11 protein-coding genes are annotated in these 18,242 nt (G+C 42.5%); all 11 read right to left on the reverse strand.

Translation table 11 applies throughout. The features are described from left to right. Positions 1 to 461: 461 nt before the first annotated feature. The 11 genes from priA to T541_RS0110550 all read right to left on the reverse strand — a co-directional run bounded on the left by priA (position 462) and on the right by T541_RS0110550 (position 18,203). Positions 462 to 2,720 carry a replication restart helicase PriA gene (gene priA / locus T541_RS0110500; RefSeq protein ID WP_026652702.1) on the reverse strand — a complete coding sequence of 753 codons (2,259 nt, stop codon included), beginning with the start codon at positions 2,718 to 2,720 and terminating at the stop codon, positions 462 to 464. 23 nt (positions 2,721 to 2,743) lie between these two features. After that, positions 2,744 to 4,237 carry a UDP-N-acetylmuramoyl-L-alanyl-D-glutamate--2,6-diaminopimelate ligase gene (locus T541_RS0110505; protein WP_026652703.1) on the reverse strand — a complete coding sequence of 498 codons (1,494 nt, stop codon included), beginning with the start codon at positions 4,235 to 4,237 and terminating at the stop codon, positions 2,744 to 2,746. 240 nt (positions 4,238 to 4,477) lie between these two features. Beyond that, positions 4,478 to 6,286 (reverse strand): single-stranded-DNA-specific exonuclease RecJ, encoded by a 1,809-nt coding sequence (gene recJ, locus T541_RS0110510; RefSeq protein ID WP_026652704.1) that lies wholly within the window; start codon positions 6,284 to 6,286, stop codon positions 4,478 to 4,480. A gap of 861 nt (positions 6,287 to 7,147) precedes the next feature. Continuing rightward, positions 7,148 to 9,451 (reverse strand): protein translocase subunit SecD, encoded by a 2,304-nt coding sequence (gene secD / locus T541_RS0110515; protein WP_026652705.1) that lies wholly within the window; start codon positions 9,449 to 9,451, stop codon positions 7,148 to 7,150. A 15-nt stretch (positions 9,452 to 9,466) separates the two neighbouring features. Then, positions 9,467 to 10,900: a thioether cross-link-forming SCIFF peptide maturase gene (gene scfB, locus T541_RS0110520; protein ID WP_026652706.1), complete on the reverse strand. Its 1,434-nt coding sequence runs from the start codon at positions 10,898 to 10,900 to the stop codon at positions 9,467 to 9,469. A 129-nt stretch (positions 10,901 to 11,029) separates the two neighbouring features. After that, the gene (scfA, locus tag T541_RS19365; RefSeq protein WP_013281386.1) at positions 11,030 to 11,176 is read right to left on the reverse strand and encodes a six-cysteine ranthipeptide SCIFF; all 147 of its coding nucleotides are present in this window, start codon (positions 11,174 to 11,176) and stop codon (positions 11,030 to 11,032) included. A gap of 105 nt (positions 11,177 to 11,281) precedes the next feature. Then, the gene (locus tag T541_RS0110530; RefSeq protein ID WP_026652707.1) at positions 11,282 to 12,559 is read right to left on the reverse strand and encodes an HlyC/CorC family transporter; all 1,278 of its coding nucleotides are present in this window, start codon (positions 12,557 to 12,559) and stop codon (positions 11,282 to 11,284) included. A gap of 43 nt (positions 12,560 to 12,602) precedes the next feature. Beyond that, positions 12,603 to 12,917 (reverse strand): L-rhamnose mutarotase, encoded by a 315-nt coding sequence (gene rhaM / locus T541_RS0110535; RefSeq protein ID WP_026489596.1) that lies wholly within the window; start codon positions 12,915 to 12,917, stop codon positions 12,603 to 12,605. A gap of 25 nt (positions 12,918 to 12,942) precedes the next feature. Further along, entirely contained in the window at positions 12,943 to 14,208 is a 1,266-nt protein-coding gene (hisS, locus tag T541_RS0110540; RefSeq protein ID WP_026652708.1) for a histidine--tRNA ligase, read from the reverse strand. Positions 14,209 to 14,292: 84 nt separating this feature from the next. Continuing rightward, positions 14,293 to 16,248 (reverse strand): EAL domain-containing protein, encoded by a 1,956-nt coding sequence (locus T541_RS20715; protein ID WP_051538196.1) that lies wholly within the window; start codon positions 16,246 to 16,248, stop codon positions 14,293 to 14,295. 2 nt (positions 16,249 to 16,250) lie between these two features. Further along, positions 16,251 to 18,203, reverse strand: a complete 1,953-nt coding sequence (locus tag T541_RS0110550) for a GGDEF domain-containing protein (protein ID WP_026652709.1) — start codon at positions 18,201 to 18,203, stop codon at positions 16,251 to 16,253. Positions 18,204 to 18,242: the final 39 nt, after the last annotated feature.

The raw sequence follows: 18,242 nt of genomic DNA on the forward strand, positions 1-18,242 counted from the left end.
GCTCCCGCAGGCTTTCTTTCAATGCGCATGCTGCACGATAATGACTTGCAGGGCGGATTATAATACATGGCAATTGGAGCTTTGCTCCATGGGCAAAAAATAAATGCGATTTTTCAAACTCAAAGAGCTTGGAAAATCGCATTTTTCTTTTGCCACAATGCCCGCATCTGCGGGCTTGCCATGTAATATAATCTTTTCGCCCTGCTTCAGGCAATCGTTCGCATGCGCGGGGAAAGCCTGCCCTGGGAGCATTAGAAAATGGCACTTTTGTTGCCTATACTCGCCAGTATCAAAACACCCTGCCTTTAAAAATCTTAGAGCCTGGTCGAGTTTTAATTCGCAGGATTTAGAAACACCTTTTGGAAAGCCTTAAACCACAGCACTCGAACCGGCGCAAAATGGAACCTGCCGGTGGCAGTCCGCTGGAAGCATCCCAAAAACCATGAAGTGGTAAAAACTCATTAATACCCGTTTACAGGGTCGAAGTCGAATTGGACGTTGATGGTGCGAAGGTGTCCCTGGGCTTCTAAGTCCTTGACGTAGCGCTCCACCTGGTTCTTGAGCTGGATGAGGCCGTTGTAGTCGTCAAGTTTGACGTAGATGGCCATTCGGTACACGTCGTTGATCTTGCCTATGGCGGCAAGGGCCGGACCTATGAAGACTGCGTTAGGGATGCGGCACCTTTCCATGAGGGCTCTAAGTCTGTTGGCGAAGGCCATGCCCTCTTCCTCGTCTCTACTTGCTATCTGAACTGACATCATGTGAGATATTGGCGGATAGCGAAGGAGATCTCTATAGGCAATCTCTTCTTCGTAAAAAGCCTTAAAATCCTGCCTTGCAGCTGTGACAACACTGTAGTGCTCTGGCTGATAGGTCTGGATCACCACGTTACCCGGCTTCTCTCCTCGGCCTGCTCTTCCTGCAGCCTGGGTAAGAAGCTGGAAGGTACGCTCACTGGCCCTGTAATCACTGGCATAAAGAGACATATCTGCCGCCAGAATACCCACAAGCGTTACATCCGGGAAGTCATGTCCCTTAACGATCATCTGGGTTCCCACAAGAACATCCGCTTCCTTATTGGCAAATGCGGACAGAATCTTATCATAGCTTCCCTTAGCCCTGGTGGTGTCTGCATCCATTCTAAGGACTCTGGCTGCGGGCCAGATCTTTTTAACCTCATCCTCAATCTGCTGAGTTCCAGCCCTGAATCCAGAAACATACTTAGATCCGCACTCGGGACAGATCTTGGTGGCTGGCTCTTCATAGCCGCAGTAGTGGCACACCAGCCTTCCACCCCTGTGCTCAGAAAGTGAAACATCGCAGTGAGGGCACTTAAACACATGTCCGCAGGCTCTGCAGGACACGAATCCCGCATAGCCTCGCCTGTTTATGAACAGCATTGTCTGCTCGCCCTTTGAAAGGCGGTCATCCATTAGCTCTTTTAACCGTCTTGAAAAGATGGACCTGTTGCCCTCTCTAAGCTCCTGCCTAAGGTCCGCAATATCCACAGAAGGAAGCGTTCCTCCAGTTAGGCGCCTGTTAAGCTCAAAAAGATGATACTCCCCAGTCGATGCCCTATAGTAGGACTCCAGCGAAGGCGTAGCTGAGCCAAGGACCACTGCTGCTCCATCTGGAAGTAGCTTAGCCAGCTCAATTGCGGTCTCTCTTGAATGATATTTAGGCATAGTCTCGCTCTTGTAGGTGGACTCATGCTCTTCGTCGATTATTATGATTCCGGTGTTGGGAAATGGTGTAAAAAGAGCTGATCTTGGCCCGATAATGATATCGATGTCGCCAGTTCTTGCTCTTTCCATCTGGTCGAACTTCTCTCCCGGTGACATGGAGGAGTTAACCACAGATACCCTGTCTCCGAAGTGCCTATAAAAGCGCATCAGAGTCTGATAGGTAAGGGCAATCTCAGGAATAAGAACTATCGCCTGCTTGCCCCTTTTTATAACATCATCAATGAGAGCAATGTAGACCTCCGTCTTACCACTTCCTGTGATTCCGTGGATAAGATAAGTATCTCTAATGCCCTCATCATAATCTTTTCGTATTGTATCAACTATGTTCTGCTGTTCTTCGCTAAGGACCTTGGCTCCATATCTTGAGCTTTCAAAGGCCTCAGGCTTACGATAATACTCTTCCTGGGTTATCTTGATGATACCCTTATCGTGGAGGCTCTTAAGGGTGGCAGCTGTAACGTTAAGCTTACTTGTAATAAGCTCGTAGGGAACTTTGTCCTCTGGATTGTCCAAAAGCTCTTTAAGAATCCTCTCCCTTGCTTTCTGTTTCTTACGAACACACTCGTAATACTCTTCTGTAGCCTCTCTTACTGGAATGTTAAGGGATACAAATTTGTGAACCTGCTGCTTTTGCTTCTTGGCAGCGGGAAGTACTGTCTTAAGAGCAGCACTCATGGTGGAGCCGTAGTGATCCTTCATCCAGGCCGCAAGCTCTAAGGAAATCTCTCTTGCAGATACGGTCTCCTCAGAAATCCCATTGATGAACTTGATCTTGTCAACTTCCCACTGGGCCTCGTCTGTAAGCTCCATAACATAGCCCTTACGAAGGGTATTGCCCTTTCCAAAAGGAATCTCCACACAGCTTCCTACGTGGATCTTGTCCTTAAGGGCTTCTGGAATACGGTACTGAAAAGGCCTGTCGACTTTTTCATGGGATATATCAATTATGATGTTGGCATATTCACATGTAGTCACAGGCCTCTCCTATCTTTTCCTAATTACTTGCCAGCTCTTTCTTCTAAGATTTCTTTAATAAGGACTCTCTCATCCATAGGGTACTTAACACCCTTGATCTCCTGATAATCCTCATGTCCCTTGCCGGCAAGAACGATGATATCGCCATTCTCGCCATGATCGATAGCGTAGGCAATAGCTTCTCTTCTGTCTGTAATCTTAACATACTTACCGTCTGTCTTTTTAATTCCAGTCTCGATATCCTTGATGATATCCTCTGGCTCCTCGAAACGTGGGTTATCAGATGTAATGATAGTAAAGTCAGCGTACTTACCACTTACTTCACCCATCTCAAATCTGCGGAGCTTACTTCTGTTTCCGCCACAGCCAAATACGCAGATAAGTCTGTTTGGACGATAATCTCTAAGGGTTGAAAGAAGATTCTTAAGAGCCATAGCATTATGAGCATAGTCGATCATAAGAGTGAACTCGTCAGATACCTTAACCATCTCGATTCTGCCCTTAACCTTAGCTTCCTTAAGAGCTGGTGCGATCTCTTCTGGAGTGCAGCCAAACTCTCTAGCTACAGCAATTGCGCAAAGTGCGTTGTATACGCTGAACTTACCTGGTGTTCTGATCTCAGCGTGCATGTTGATAAGTCCGTCTGTATCGAAGAATACGCCAAGCTCGCCTGGCTTTCTGATGTAAGCAAGGTTGATGGCTCTTATGTCATTGCCCTCGTTAAAGCCGTAAGTCTCAACCTTACAGGTATGGCCCTCAAGAATATCCTCTGTGTGGATATCATCGCCGTTGCAAATACCAACCTTACACTGCTTGAATAAAAGGCCCTTGCAGTGCATATAGTCTTCGAAATCCTTGTGCTCATTAGGTCCGATGTGATCTGGCTCAATATTTGTGAAGATACCAAGGTCATAAACAAAGCCCTGGCTTCTGTGAAGCATAAGTCCCTGGGAAGAAACCTCCATAACAACGCTATCGCAACCAGCTTCCACCATCTTAGCCATGTACTGCTGAAGTGTGAAGGACTCTGGAGTTGTATTCTCAGCATGAATATGCTCATCCCCAATGATAACTTCGATAGTTCCGATAAGACCTACCTTGTGGCCTGCATTCTCAAGCATGCTCTTAATGAGGTAAGTAGTTGTGGTCTTACCCTTTGTACCAGTGATTCCGATTGTCTTAAGCTTGCTGGCTGGGTGATCAAAGTACGCAGCTGAGATAAATGCCATAGCATATCTGGTATCCTTAACTCTGATAACAGCGATGTCTGCATCCTCATCAAGCTCTACATCATGCTCAACAACAATGGCTGCAGCTTTCTTCTCTGCTGCTTCCTTAGCACAGGAATGGCCATCGAAGTTAGCTCCCTTGATACAGATAAAAAGAGATCCCTCTCCGATTTTACGGTTGTCATTTACCACTTCTGTTATGTCAATTGTGGCTGGATCAAGTTCAGTTTCCGAATTTCCCTTGGTAATTCTGTACTCAAAGCCCTCTAATAATTTAATCAGTTTCATAACTTCCTCCTTTAGGTACTACGCTATATTGCAGACTAATTTAAGTCCATCTCGATTAACAATATGAGTAAGTTTAATTTTTGTTAGCTAAAAGTAATTTTATACTTTTTTCACAATTTCTTCACATTTTTTTGATAACATATATTTACAAGATAGTTGGCAGAACGCCAACGATCTCCCCCTCATAAAGAAAGCCGTAGACACACGCACCCTCGCGTGTGTTTTCGCATTAATGAGGTATTACACAAAATCATTCATGACTATCTGAAGGCTTTCTCTTCCCTGATAGGTATTGATATCAGGATAATACGCAATATTCACCTTCATACTTCCATCACTTTTACCTTCATAGAGATCATCAACCATCTTCTGGCCATATTTTTCTGCAAGGAAATCATGCCATTTATCCATGTCTCCAAAGTACATCATGTCAAAGAATCTGCCACAGCCATCTGTAACGCGATATTTGCCGCAATTTCTGTTCTTGCCAAGAATGCGACCAGATAAAAGAACTACATCTCTCTGGGCAAATACGGGCTTAGGATTGCCATTTCCAAAGGGCTCAAGCATATCGAACTCTTTTACCAAATCTGTTGAAACGTACTGAAGTGGAAGTACCATATCCAAATGAAGAACAGGTTCAAAATCATCTCCGCCAAGATCACAATTCTCATTGAGCTTGGAAGATAGAACCTCGATATTCTCTTCATCAAGAGACAGACCAGCTGCCATCTTGTGACCGCCAAACTTCTTAAACAGGTCCTTACAAGTAGATAGCTCTTTGTACATATCGTACTTCTCTATTGATCTGCCAGATCCCTTAGCACCGCCATCCATAGCCTTTGTAAGGATGATTGTAGGTCTGTTGAATTTCTCCTTAACCTTACCAGCGATAATACCAGCTATAGACTCATGGACGTCAGGCAGGTACTTAACAATAACCTTAGGAAGCTCTCCGTCCTTACTATCCGCTTCCACAAGCTCAATTGCCTTGTCTACGCCCTGTCTTGTCAGATCCTTACGGCTGTCGTTAAGATCCTTAAGGTCCTGAGCAATCTTGGCTGCTGCATTCTCATCCTCTTCAAGAAAAAGAGAAAGAGCTCTGCTGGCAAGATCAAGACGACCTGTAGCATTAAGACATGGTCCTATAACAAATCCATAGTGATAACAGGATAAATTCCTCTCATCAAGGCTATTAACGTGAATAAGTGCTCTAAGGCCCTTATTGGTAACCTCTGGCATGGTCTTAAGGGAGTATTTAACAATAACTCTGTTCTCGTCCTTAAGCTCCATCACGTCGCAAACAGTAGCAATTCCTGCAAAGATAAGCATCTCCTTAAAGAATGAAGATAATTCTTCCTTGGATGGATCATCGCTTTCTGCAATATCAGCCATCATAACCAGGAATTTGTAGGCAACAACTGCTCCGCAGATCTCCTTGAAAGGATATGTTCCCTCTGATCTCTTTGGATCAATAACAGCATCTGCTGGAGGAAGCACCTCCTTATCCTCTTCCATAGGAACTTCATGGTGGTCAGTTACAACCACTGTCATGCCGTTGTCCTTGGCATGCTGTATCTGATCAAAGGCAGCTATTCCATTATCACAGGTAATGATAGTATCAATTCCTTCAGAAATAGCATCATCTACAAGCTTGATACTAAGGCCATAACCATCCTTAACTCTGTCGGGAAGAACGCAGTCCACGTCTCCTCCAAATAGTCTGATACCAGAAAGAAGAATGTAGGATGAACAGATACCATCCACATCATAGTCACCTATTACTCGAATCTTGGCTCCAGCCTTAATCCTATCCAGGATAACTCTGGCACCCTTCTCCATATCAGCCATAAGTGATGGGTCATGGAGGCTTTCAAGTCCGCCGTTAATGTACTCTTCTATAGCCTTATCTGAACACTGCTGCTGTTCTAATTCTCTATTGGTAATAAGTCTGTTAGCAATAAGTCTGGCTGTGATATTGGTAATGCCAAATCTACTGGCAATTCCTTCAAAATCAGCTTTCTTATTAGCTATCATCCATTTTGACATATATTTCCCCATTTCAATATAACAAAAATTGTGTTTCACATGGCATTTCATGTTATCACACTGGATTATTATACACCAAGCCCCTTTGAAAGTCATTGAATACATAGCGGCGCTGTCATCCACAATAGCTAGGGAGGGGGAACCTTCGGCCCGCGTCCAGACTGCCCATTCTTAAAGAGATTTTTTTCGTCACTCATGGCAGACGTTTAAGAGCAGGGCAGGTGACGTTTCAAATCCTAAGGCTCAAAACTCGCACTTTAAATCCCTTTAGGGCCGAGAGTTTTTCTAAGTGAGTCTCAGATGCAAAATGACAATTTCCAATGTTCTAAGTCAGCCTTCAACGCGCATGCGAAGCGTTGTTCGAAGCAGGACGGGGAAAGGACTAAACACACAAAATGTCATACGGCGCACCGCGCCTATAAAAAGAGATGGTATCAACTTCTTCAAGCTAGCTTGGAAGATTGATACCTTCTCTTTTTAATACGCTTGCAAAGCAAGCTATGACATTTTGTTTAATTAACTATTATTCCCGTCCTGCAAGCTGTTAGCTGTAGCATGCGCAATAAGAAGAAGGATGACAGAACATTCGGAAATGTTTCATTTTGCAGTGACGAGTGTGAAAAACTCTCGGCCCTAAAGGGATTTAAAGCACTCAGACATGTTGAGCCTTGATAAGGATTTGAAACGTCACCTGACCTGCCCATAAACGTTCCTGCCATTCGAAGAGACTCAAAAACACCTCTTTATGTCATTTACAGTATGGACGCGGGCCGAAGGTTCCCCCTCGCTACTGTGAATAGCTGCCACAATGTCACTTCGCAAAAAAAGCCCCGGCTTAATAGCCGGGGCCTTATAAATCAATTAAAGCTCTTCTGCCTTCTTAAGGAAGTATTTAAACTTTGTCTTAAGATCGAACCACATAGGTGATGCGATGAAGATAGATGAGTATGTACCACTGATAACACCAACCATAAGAGGAAGTGCGAACATCTTGATGTCTACTACACCGAAGATGAACAGTGCAAGTACTGTGAAGAAGGTTGTGATTGATGTGAACAAGCTTCGTGTAACTGTCTGAGATACACTCTTGTTAACAAGCTCTTCATACTCGTTCTTGTTGTTAGCTGTCTTAAGGTTCTCACGGATACGGTCGAAGGTAACGATTGTATCGTTGATAGAGTAACCGATAATTGTAAGTACTACAGCGATGAATGTTGTACCAACTGTGAGGTAACGAACAAATGCATATGTAGCTACAACGATAAGTGCGTCGTGTGCAAGAGCGATGATAGCAGCTGCACCAAACTTGATATCCTTAAATCTGATCCAGATGTAGATAAGCATAAGTACAAGTGCTACAGCAAGAGCTACGATAGCATCTCTTCTCATCTCTCCACTGATTACTGAGCTGATTGTCTCAGCTGCGATGTGATCGGAAGATACTCCAAACTTCTCAGTAAATACATTCTCAAAGGCTTCTCTCTGTGCAAGTGTAAGAGTAGGAGTCTTGAATACTACCTGTGTTGTTCCAGGAACTGGCTGAATCTGAATCTCGTTAACACCTGTAGCAGCAACAAGTTCAGGCTTAATTGTAGCTTCAACCTGCTCAGCTGTCATCTCAGTATCAAGTGTAACTGTTGTAGATGTACCACCTACGAAATCAAGACTGTAGTTGAAAGCTCCCTTTCCCTGTCCAGCATTGATTCCCATTACTACGAATGAAGCAATGATGATGGCTGCTGAAATACCATAAGTAATCTTTCTGATACCGATAAAGTCGTGCTTCTTAGCCTTCTTAGCCTTACCATAGAGAACAGGGTTCTGAAGTCCCATTCCATAGAAGATTGAAGTGATAAGTCTTGTTACAACAAGTGCTGTGAACATTGAAAGCACGATACCAAGAATAAGTGTCTGTGCAAATCCCTTGATAGAACCTGTACCAAGGAAGTAAAGAACTGCTGCTACGATAAGAGTTGTGATGTTACCATCAAGGATTGAAGAAAGAGCCTTGTTGTAACCGTTCTTACGAGCATCATCAACTGCCTTACCAGCAGCGATCTCTTCTCTAATACGTGAGAACACAAGAACGTTCGCATCTACCGCCATACCAATTGAAAGGATGATACCAGCGATACCAGGAAGTGTAAGTGTCATCTCAAATGCTGAGAGAAGGAATACGATAAGTCCGCTGTAGAATCCAAGAGCAAGTGTTGCTGAAAGACCAAGGATTCTAAATACAACGATCATAAATAATGCAATAAGGATAAATCCTACAAGTGCTGCGATCAAACTTGTTCTGATAGCATCTGAACCAAGCTGAGCACCAACTACGTTAGAACGAAGTTCCTGAAGCTGAAGCTTAAGTCCACCGATTCTGATCATAGAAGCAAGATTCTGGCATGACTCGTAGTCGCTCTGTCCAGTAATAACTGCCTTACCATCTGTAATCTCTGCCTGAACAGTAGGAACAGAAATGAACTGGCCATCATAGTAGATACCAATTGTCTCGCCATTTGCATAAGCCTTCTTAGTAGCTGCTGCAAAAGCAGTCTTACCATTCTCTGAGAACTCAAGAGATACAACTGGCTTGCTGTTGCCATAAGAATTCTGCTGGAATGTAGCCTGTGAAGCTACAACGTCTGAACCAGAAAGAACGATTGAGCCCTCTGCCTCAAGCTCGTCAAGACTCTTCTCAAGAACATAGCCCATGATGAGATTTCCATCTTCGTCGATCTCCATCTGACCATCAGCTGTCATACCATAGTGGTATGTGTAGTTCTCATTACCATTTGCATCTGTCTGTGCTATGAAATAAAGATTACCTGGCTGACCAAGCTCCTCTAAGATTGCATTAGCATCAGATACACCAGGAATCTCGATATTGATTCTGTTGTTGCCCTCCTGATATACGAGAGCCTCTGTACTATACTGCTCTACACGCTTCTGGAGCTTGTAGATAGTATCTTTCATGTCTTCGCTACTTGGCTTTCCATCCCCTACAACCTCATAAGTGATGCTGACACCACCTGCAAGGTCCAGACCAAGATCAATACTTGATAATGATCCTGACTTGTCTGCACCAAGTCCGTACACTGCTGTGTACCCAAGTCCCCCCAAAAGACCAAGGACAAGGATCAGCGCTAAAAAGTACTTTACGCGTTTCATACTAAAAATCCTCCGTTACCCTTCTTCTTCGGCTAAAGCCGCTTTTATCATAATAGCACATTCGATACGCTTTCTCTGAAGCTCACATCCGTGCTTATATGTTGTATTGATATCCCCGTTAAAATTGTAAGCATTGGCTGCACAACCGCCGCTACAATAATATCTGGCAAAGCATTCCTGACACTCAGGTCTTGAATATACATTGCTGCACTTGAACATCTCTCTGATGTCATTCCTTGTAATACCATCATAGACATTACCCATGATGAAATCCTCATTGCCAACAAACTGATGACAAGGATAAAGGTCTCCCCAAGGTGTAACTCCAAGATATTCACATCCTGAACCACAGCCAGAAAGTCTCTTGGCAACACATGGGCCGCCCTCAAGGTCTATATTGAAGTGGAAGAAGTTAAAGCCTCTTCCCTCTTTCTTACGCTCTAAGTAGAACTTAGCAAGCTTGTCATACTCTTCGCAGAGCTTAGGAATATCCTCATCCTTAAGTGCGTACCAGTCCTCTGGCTTAGCAACTACAGGCTCTACAGAGATCTGCTTGAATCCAAGGTCTGCCAAATGCTTAACATCCTCAGAGAAATCGAGGTTGTTGTGAGTAAAGGTACCTCTTACGAAGTATCTAAGCTGATGACGAGACTCTGCTACCTTCTGGAACTTAGGAACGATCTCATCATAGCAGCCCTGTCCACCTCTCTTAGGACGCATAGCATCATTAACCTCTTTACGTCCATCGATGGAAAGAACTATGTTACCCATCTCTTTATTAACATACTCAAGGATCTCATCATTAAGAAGTGTTCCGTTAGTAGTAATTGTAAAACGGAAATTCTTGTCATGCTCCTTCTCAATTGAGCGTCCGTACTCTACGATCTTCTTGACAACTTCCCAGTTTAAAAGTGGCTCACCACCAAAGAAGTCTACCTCAAGATTACGTCTGCTGCCTGAATTCTTAACAAGGAAGTCAAGGGCTGCCTTACCAACCTCTTCGCTCATAAGCGCTCTTCTTCCATGATACTCTCCTTCATCAGCAAAGCAATATTTACATCTGAGGTTACAATCGTGAGCAATATTAAGGCAAAGAGCCTTAACTACTGTATCTCTGTTCTGGAAGTCCTCAACGTAATTCTCATATACATCATCTGTATAAAGAACCTGAGCCTCTCTAAGATCTAAAAGCTCATCGATACCTTCCCTGATATCCTCTTTAGAATAAGCTGATAATTCTGAAGAAGCGTTTAGCTCTTCGAAAAGCCAGCTTGAATCAGCACTCTTATTATTATCTTCCTCTTTGCCTGCAGCAGTGCCATATTTACCTGCAAGCTTATCCTCTACAACCTTAACAAGGTCAAAGACAACGTCATCTACAACGTGTACTGAACCACTGTTTACATCAAGGACAATGTTGTAGCCGTTGTTCTTGTAAGCGTGAACCATATTATAAAAAAACTCCTAACCTATTACCTATAACGCAAAACTAGGCAGCGACCGTAGTCGCTGCCCGACTCGACATAATCTGTACCCGGAAATAAACAAATACTTCCGGAATGCCCATAAATCAGTAGATTACTTGCTAAGCTGCTCGCAGCTCTGGTTACCTACTGTGCAAGATGTCTTACATGCTGACTGGCAAGATGTCTGGCACTCGCCGCATCCACCCTTCTTCATAGACTCCTTAAGATTTCTTGTAACTAATGACTTTACATGCTTCATAATTGCCTCCTACTTGAAAATGCGGGATTACTCCACTTTTCGAGTTTTTACATCAATGTAGTATAACATATTTTTATGTCTGTTTGCAAGCTTGCGCAAACACACTTATTCGCTGTCCTGTTCTGCTTCCTGCATGGAATTAACAGTGATCAGAACCTTCGTAATCCTGTTTCTCTTAATACCTCTGGCCGTAAGAGTTATACCATTTTGTAAAGTAACTGTCTCTCCATAGCCAGGAAGTCTGTCAAGATTCTCAATCATAAGACCACCGATGGAATCATAGTCTTCAGAATCAAGGTTGGTTCCAAGGGCATCGTTGATATCATCAAGCTTCATATTACCTTCAACCAGATATCTTCTGCCGCCAATATTCTGAATAAGTGTGGCCTCATCAGAGTCATACTCATCTCTGATCTCACCTACAATTTCTTCCAAAAGGTCTTCCAGAGTGATCATACCTACTGTTGCGCCGTACTCAGACAGTACAAAGGCCACATTCTGTGACTTTTCTCTCATTTCCATAAGAAGATCTGCTGTCTTCTTAAATTCGTAGGTATAATAAGCCTTTCTTATGTGATCTGATATCTTGAAATTCTCCTTATCCTCAAGAAGAACAAGATCCTTAATATTGATAAGTCCAATGATATTATCCTGCTCATTGCCTTCATACACAGGAATTCTGGTGTACATTTCCTCCTTGAACACCTTCATAACCTCATTGTAATCAGCATCTGTACTGACGCAGGTCATATCGATACGTGGAATCATGATGTCCTTGGCCACGGCGTCTGAGAAATCAAACACGTTGTAAATGATCTCTTTTTCACCCTGTTCAATTACACCATCCTCATGGCTTACATCCACGTAGGTCTTAAGCTCATTCTCAGTCATGGCCTGTCTGCTGTTGGTATCAACTCTAAAGAGCTTGAGGATTGCAGTCGCAACGCCATTTATCACAAAGTTTAATGGCTTCATCACAACCATGATTACAAGGACAATCCTTGCATACCAAAGAGACATATTCTCTGCATAAGCAGTAGCCACAGTCTTAGGAATGATCTCTCCTAAGATAAGCACCACAAGAGTAAGAACTCCGGTACCTATTCCCACTGCAAAAGATCCAAATAAATCCGTAACATAAACTGTCATAAGCGCTGATGCACTCAGATTGACTATGTTGTTGCCAATCAGAATTGCAGATAACATCTTCTGCGTGTCCTCACAGATCTTGAGGACCAGACCAGCTCTTTTATTGCCTTCGTCAAAAAGAGCTTTCATCTTAACCCGGTTAACAGTCATAAAGGCTGTCTCAGCAGATGAAAAGAAGGATGATAAAAGAACAAGTACAATCAGAATGATCAGCCTGATAGAATGAACGCTCAAAGAAAACCTCCTACCTTATCTACCTGTGTATCATTTTGATTAATCAGTCGAGATGAAAGACCGGATGCAGATCCACCGCAACAGGGCTATTATCAGGATTAGTCTCCATGATATCCGCCATAAAATCCCACCATTTGCGGTTGATAGCTGTATCTGCGCTCTTAGCCCAGAGCTCTTCATCTTCGATCTCTATATATCCATAAAGAACTAAAGTCTCAGGATCAAGGTAAATGCTATAATTGTGACCGCCATGCTCGTGGATCATCTGCTGCATCTCAGGCCACAGCTCATTGTGCCTTTTCTCATACTCTTTTTCCATACCTGGATATAATTTCATTTTAAATCCTTTTCTGATCATTGTTGTCTCCCCCCGTATAGTTTTGTCAATCTAAAGGCTTTTCGTAAAAGTCCTGAATATCTTCGTAGCCCTGTTCTGCAAGCTGCTGCTTCTGGAACTTCTTGTTCTTGTTCATGCGAACAACAAGTACCTGATTGCCGTCAGCTCTTTCCTTCTGAGCAAGGGAGATGATCTCTGAAAGTCTCTCGCCCTTGATACCTTTCTCAATAAGGAATGCTTTCTTGGAGCTCTCGCCAGGAATCTTGAAGCCTTCATCCATCATGATCATGATAATACGCTCAAATCCAATTGAGAATCCACAGGCTGGAGTATCCTGTCCAAGGAACTTACCAACCATCTTATCGTAACGTCCGCCGCCACCACAGCTTCCGCCGTACTGAGGCATGGAAACCTCAAAAATAGTACCTGTATAATAAGACATACCTCTTACAAGAGTTGGATCAAATACCATCTCAAACTGAGCTGTCTTAGTAGCATCAACACTTGAAATAATCTCTTCAAGACTCTCTCTAACTTCAGCATCAAGGAATTCTCCAAGCATATCAGCGATAATCTTGATTCCCTCAAGGCTGCTCTTACCCTCTGCTGCTCTGAACAGGTCAAGATACTTATCTACGCTCTCCTTAGAGTAGCCAGCCTTAAGAAGCTCCTCAGAAACGCCATCGATACCGATCTTATCCATCTTATCAAGGGTGATGAATACGTTATCGTAGTCCTCTTCTGGGAATCCACTGTAGGCAGCCATAGCCTTAAGAATTCTTCTCTCATTAATTCTAATCTTGAAGTCCTTAAAGCCAAGTCTTCCAAGGGTTGTGGTTGTAGCAAGGATAAGCTCTATCTCCGCAAGGTTAGAAGGCTCGCCAAGAATATCGATATCGCACTGCATGAACTGACGATATCTACCCTTCTGTGGTCTGTCTGCTCTCCATACATTACCCATCTGAAGTGCCTTAAATGGTGCTGGAAGTTCATTGGCGTGATTAGCATAGAAACGAACAAGAGGAACTGTCAGGTCATATCTAAGGCCTGAATCAGTAAGATCGTTCTCTTCCTTGGCATTAGCAAGATCAAGCTTCTCTCCTCTTTTCATTACCTTGAAGATAAGCTTCTCATTCTCGCCGCCCTGTTTGCTGTTAAGATTGGCCAGGGACTCAACACAAGGAGTCTCTATAGATGTAAATCCAAATTCTGCATAGGTCTTTTTGATAACTCCTATACAGTAATCTCTTAGTTTCATTTCGGAAGGAAGAATATCTTTCATTCCGGTAACTGGTTTCTTGATCAGTGACATAATTACCTTTCCTCAAATACTTAAAAATATACTTTATTCAAACAAAGTATAGAATAGCATAGATTTTTCTTTTTCAAAAGAGGCTCAATAATTATGTTCCTGAAGGAATTTCAAAAACTGGTCCTTAGGCATTGGTCTTGCGTAGTAAAAGCCCTGAATATGGTCGCATCCAAGCTTTATTATCTGCTTGGCCTGCTCAGCAGTCTCTACACCCTCTGCCACAATTTTCTTTTTAAGAGCCTTGATGATCTTAATAATATTGAACATTACCATATAGGAAGTTTCTGAATTGAAGGCAGACTGCACAATGCTCTTATCAAGCTTGTAGAGGTCCACTGGCATATTAGTTGCTCTTGCAATGTTAGAATAGCCGGTGCCAAAATCATCGATGGAAAGCTCCACACCATTTTCCCTGAGCTTGTCAATGTTATCCATCATAACTGAAGAGAGCTTGTCATCCATGGTCTCGGTGATCTCGAAGTTCAGCTCACTGGATTTAACATTATATTTCTTCATGGTGGCAAGAATATTATCAGCAAGATTGGTCTGAATACAGTCAACTATAGAAAGATTAACCTCCACGAAATTAAGTCCGTAGGATCTGGCAGATGAGGTATCAAACATCTCACATACAGAAGAAATAACGAATCTGTCAATATCAATAACCTTACCATTTCGCTCAGCCACCGGCATAAATACAGCAGGAGAAATAAATCCAAGGTTTGGATCCTTTAGTCGAAGCAAAGCCTCCGCTGAATCAAATTTCCCGGATTCTGCGCAGTAGATAGGCTGATAATATACCTGTAGAAGATCATCCTCCAGTGCATGCTTAACGATAGCATCGATTTTCTTATCGTGCTCAACAATCTTAAGATTTAAGTCAGTAACTCTAAGTATTTCTCTGTTCTGTCTAATAAGCGCCTTATCTATAACGCCCTTAACTTCATTAAATCTGTCAACAGAATCAATCTCATCAGGAAATGCCAGTGCATAGAGACTTACCAGGAGCTTGATATCCTTATCCTTAAGATGCCATTCATCCTTAAAGCGCTTTCTGATACTGTCAGCAGTTCTTTCTATAATCGTTTCATCTGGAAGGACTCCAGGGAATATGATCATAAAATCACCCTGATCCGGATGGAACAGCTCTTCATTAGGACATAAAGGCTTAAGGTAGGAAGTTATCTGTTCTAATATCTCTGTGGAAGCTTCAATCGACTCACTTCCAAGGATCACAGACAGCTTATCTACATGTATTCCCAAAAGAGTAAACTCTTTTTTCTGCAGGATATTGTTGGAAATAAGGAATTCCAGCGCTGTTCTGGTCTTGGCTCCAGACATTCTATCCACAAACTCGCCCGGATTCTGGAAGGTATAAACACAAAGAAGAAGCGCGATGGAAACACTAAACTCAAATACTGAGCTGGATTTGGTAATAATTCTGATAGGTATTCCAAGGAGCATCAGGAAGTAGTATGCAACAATAACATAGGCCTTTTCTGTACTGAGAGACCTGGTATATTTGATCAAAAGATAAGCACTAAAAATGAAGTACAGGATAACACCGATGTTGACAGTAGCTCCCTGAGGGTAATTGAACTCCATCTCCCCCTCTTCTGAAAAATAGAAATAATACTCAGAAATAAAGCCGCTGAACATAAAGAACATGGCATAGGCAGTAGGTGCAAACAAAACAATGCGCCTTATTTCACTCTTTGGCTCAATGTGGAAAATAGACATGACATATTTCATTGTGAAATATGCAAGCATGTAAGTAGCTGCTTTTTCCAGGATTACACAGGTGGAGTTAACACTGGCACTTATCGCAATCCTTCCATAGGTGGAATAAATATAGATATTGTGAACTAGAGCCATGATATTTAAGAAAATAGCAAGGAAAACAATGCAGCCAAAATTAGACCTTTGTTTGCTGTAGTTATCTTCCTCTGACAGATGAATCAAAAGAACTACCAACAAAAGCGCAAGGGATGACACCGTAAATGTTATATTATAGCTTTGAGGATTAGTGAATATTTCCATATTTATCCCTCATCAAAATATGCATCAATGAACTTAACATAGGAACTATCCTTCATAGGCTGTCCCATGAAATCACCCATAAGGAAGTCGCAGCCAAGACTTTCCGCCATTTCTTTATCCTCCTGGCAGGAAATCTCTGTTGCTCCAACAAAGATACTGACATCATGGAAGAGGTTGACAATACCCTGGGCAACAATCTTCATCTTCTCAGAACTCTGGGCTTCCACAAGAATATCATGATCAATATTGACCTGCATTATAGGCAGGGTCAGCATCTTATCAAGGTTTCCATAACCACTTCCATATTTATCCACTATAATACTGCAGTTCAGTTCGCCCATGAGCTTTAAGTTTCTCTCAGCTATATAGTTCATGGTGGAAATGGTGGTCTCAGTGAGCTTAAAACTTATCCAGGATGCCTCTGCATTTTCTTCTTTAAGGATTTTCTTTATCCTTCTGACAAAGTCATTCCTGGAGATTTCCCCCTGGCTCAGTCCAACAATAGCTCTGTACTTACCGTTCTTATCTCCGCCATTCCAGAAAGCAAGGGCTCTGCAGGCTCTTCTATATACAAATTCATCAACATCCATAAGGGCCTGAGTCACCTTAACATCCGGAATATGACCTCTCATATCTATTTCATTTCCGTACTCATCAATAAGGAAGCAGAAAACATCTGCACTGTAATTGATCTTATAAACCTTTGACAGCATTGGCTGGAACTTAACCACTGCCTTTTTAAGATCCATGCTGTTTCTTGCCATCTCATCATAATCTCTGGCCTTTTTAATGCTGCTAAAGTCTATTGAATCGATGTCAATGATGTCATCTTTCTTCTCTGAAGTATATTCAGAGATTATATCCAGCTTGGAAATCAGGTCTGCTGCAGAAATATAGTGCTTAGGATAATCCATAAGGTAGCAGCAGCCATAAGCCCTGATAGCCATATTGTTATAATTCCAGGGCTGTTCCAGTCTTTTTACAATATAGTTCATAAGAGCCCTTGCCTTCTCTTCACTTGTAGTATGAAGAGTGACAGCAAAGGTACTCTCTGAGTATCTGTAAGTATAGGTAGATAGTCTGAACTCCTTATATCCAGTCTTTCTAAGGAAGGTAGCTATCTTCTTCATTACTCCTCTGGTCTGGGAATAACCGATCTCAGCGCTAAGATTTCTTACGTTGTCGATGGTCACGAAGATTGTCATGTGAGGGCTATTTCTTTTAAGCTTAAGCTCCAGACCCTCAAGAAAGGCCTTTCTGTTAAGGATATTGAGCTCCTCATCAACAAATTCCTGTGGATTCTGCAGGGTTATGAATACCAGCGTAGCACTGATGGTGTTACAGAAATTCTCAACAAGAACACTTGGGGCCACAAACTGGATAAAGATTCCGATGAATACAAAAATAATATAGGAAGACACCGCAAGCCTTGTCTTAAGCTTCATCAGGGAATTGTACCTTAATATGTACCAGATACCACTCAGCACATAATAGAAGGCAACAATATAGTAAAAAACAAGGAACTGCTTTCTGTGATATATTCCAGTTTCATCATAGTAGAAAAGAACTGGAGTAAATAAGTTGATCGCCACCAGAGCCGCACAGATAAAATACGGCAGTGAAACCTGGAAAAAGGCTCTCTTAGTGCCATAATCAACATAGATATCAAGAACTGCCATTACATAGATAAAGAAGGCCAGGGCTGAAGCAAGGTGCGCCATAAAGTAGCCCGTTCCCATTATCATCTCGCTGGCATGGTAGAATTTCCAATCCTGGGGATACATCTGAAGCATAGTCTCAGCGCGCTCAAACAGAGTTGACGCAAAGACAGCAAAATAAAGAAACCTATAAGCTCTCTGCCTATACGTTGGAACATTTCTTCTGGACAAAGAAGTTATGGCTATAGTAGTAAGTATGCAAATAGCGCAAATATCAAAGTAATAATTGTAGTGCATGCGCCGCCTCCAGCTGACACAAAAACCTTATCAAACTCC

The sequence above is a fragment of the Butyrivibrio proteoclasticus P6B7 genome (genome assembly GCF_000622085.1).
In the GTDB taxonomy this organism is placed as follows: domain Bacteria; phylum Bacillota; class Clostridia; order Lachnospirales; family Lachnospiraceae; genus Butyrivibrio; species Butyrivibrio proteoclasticus_A.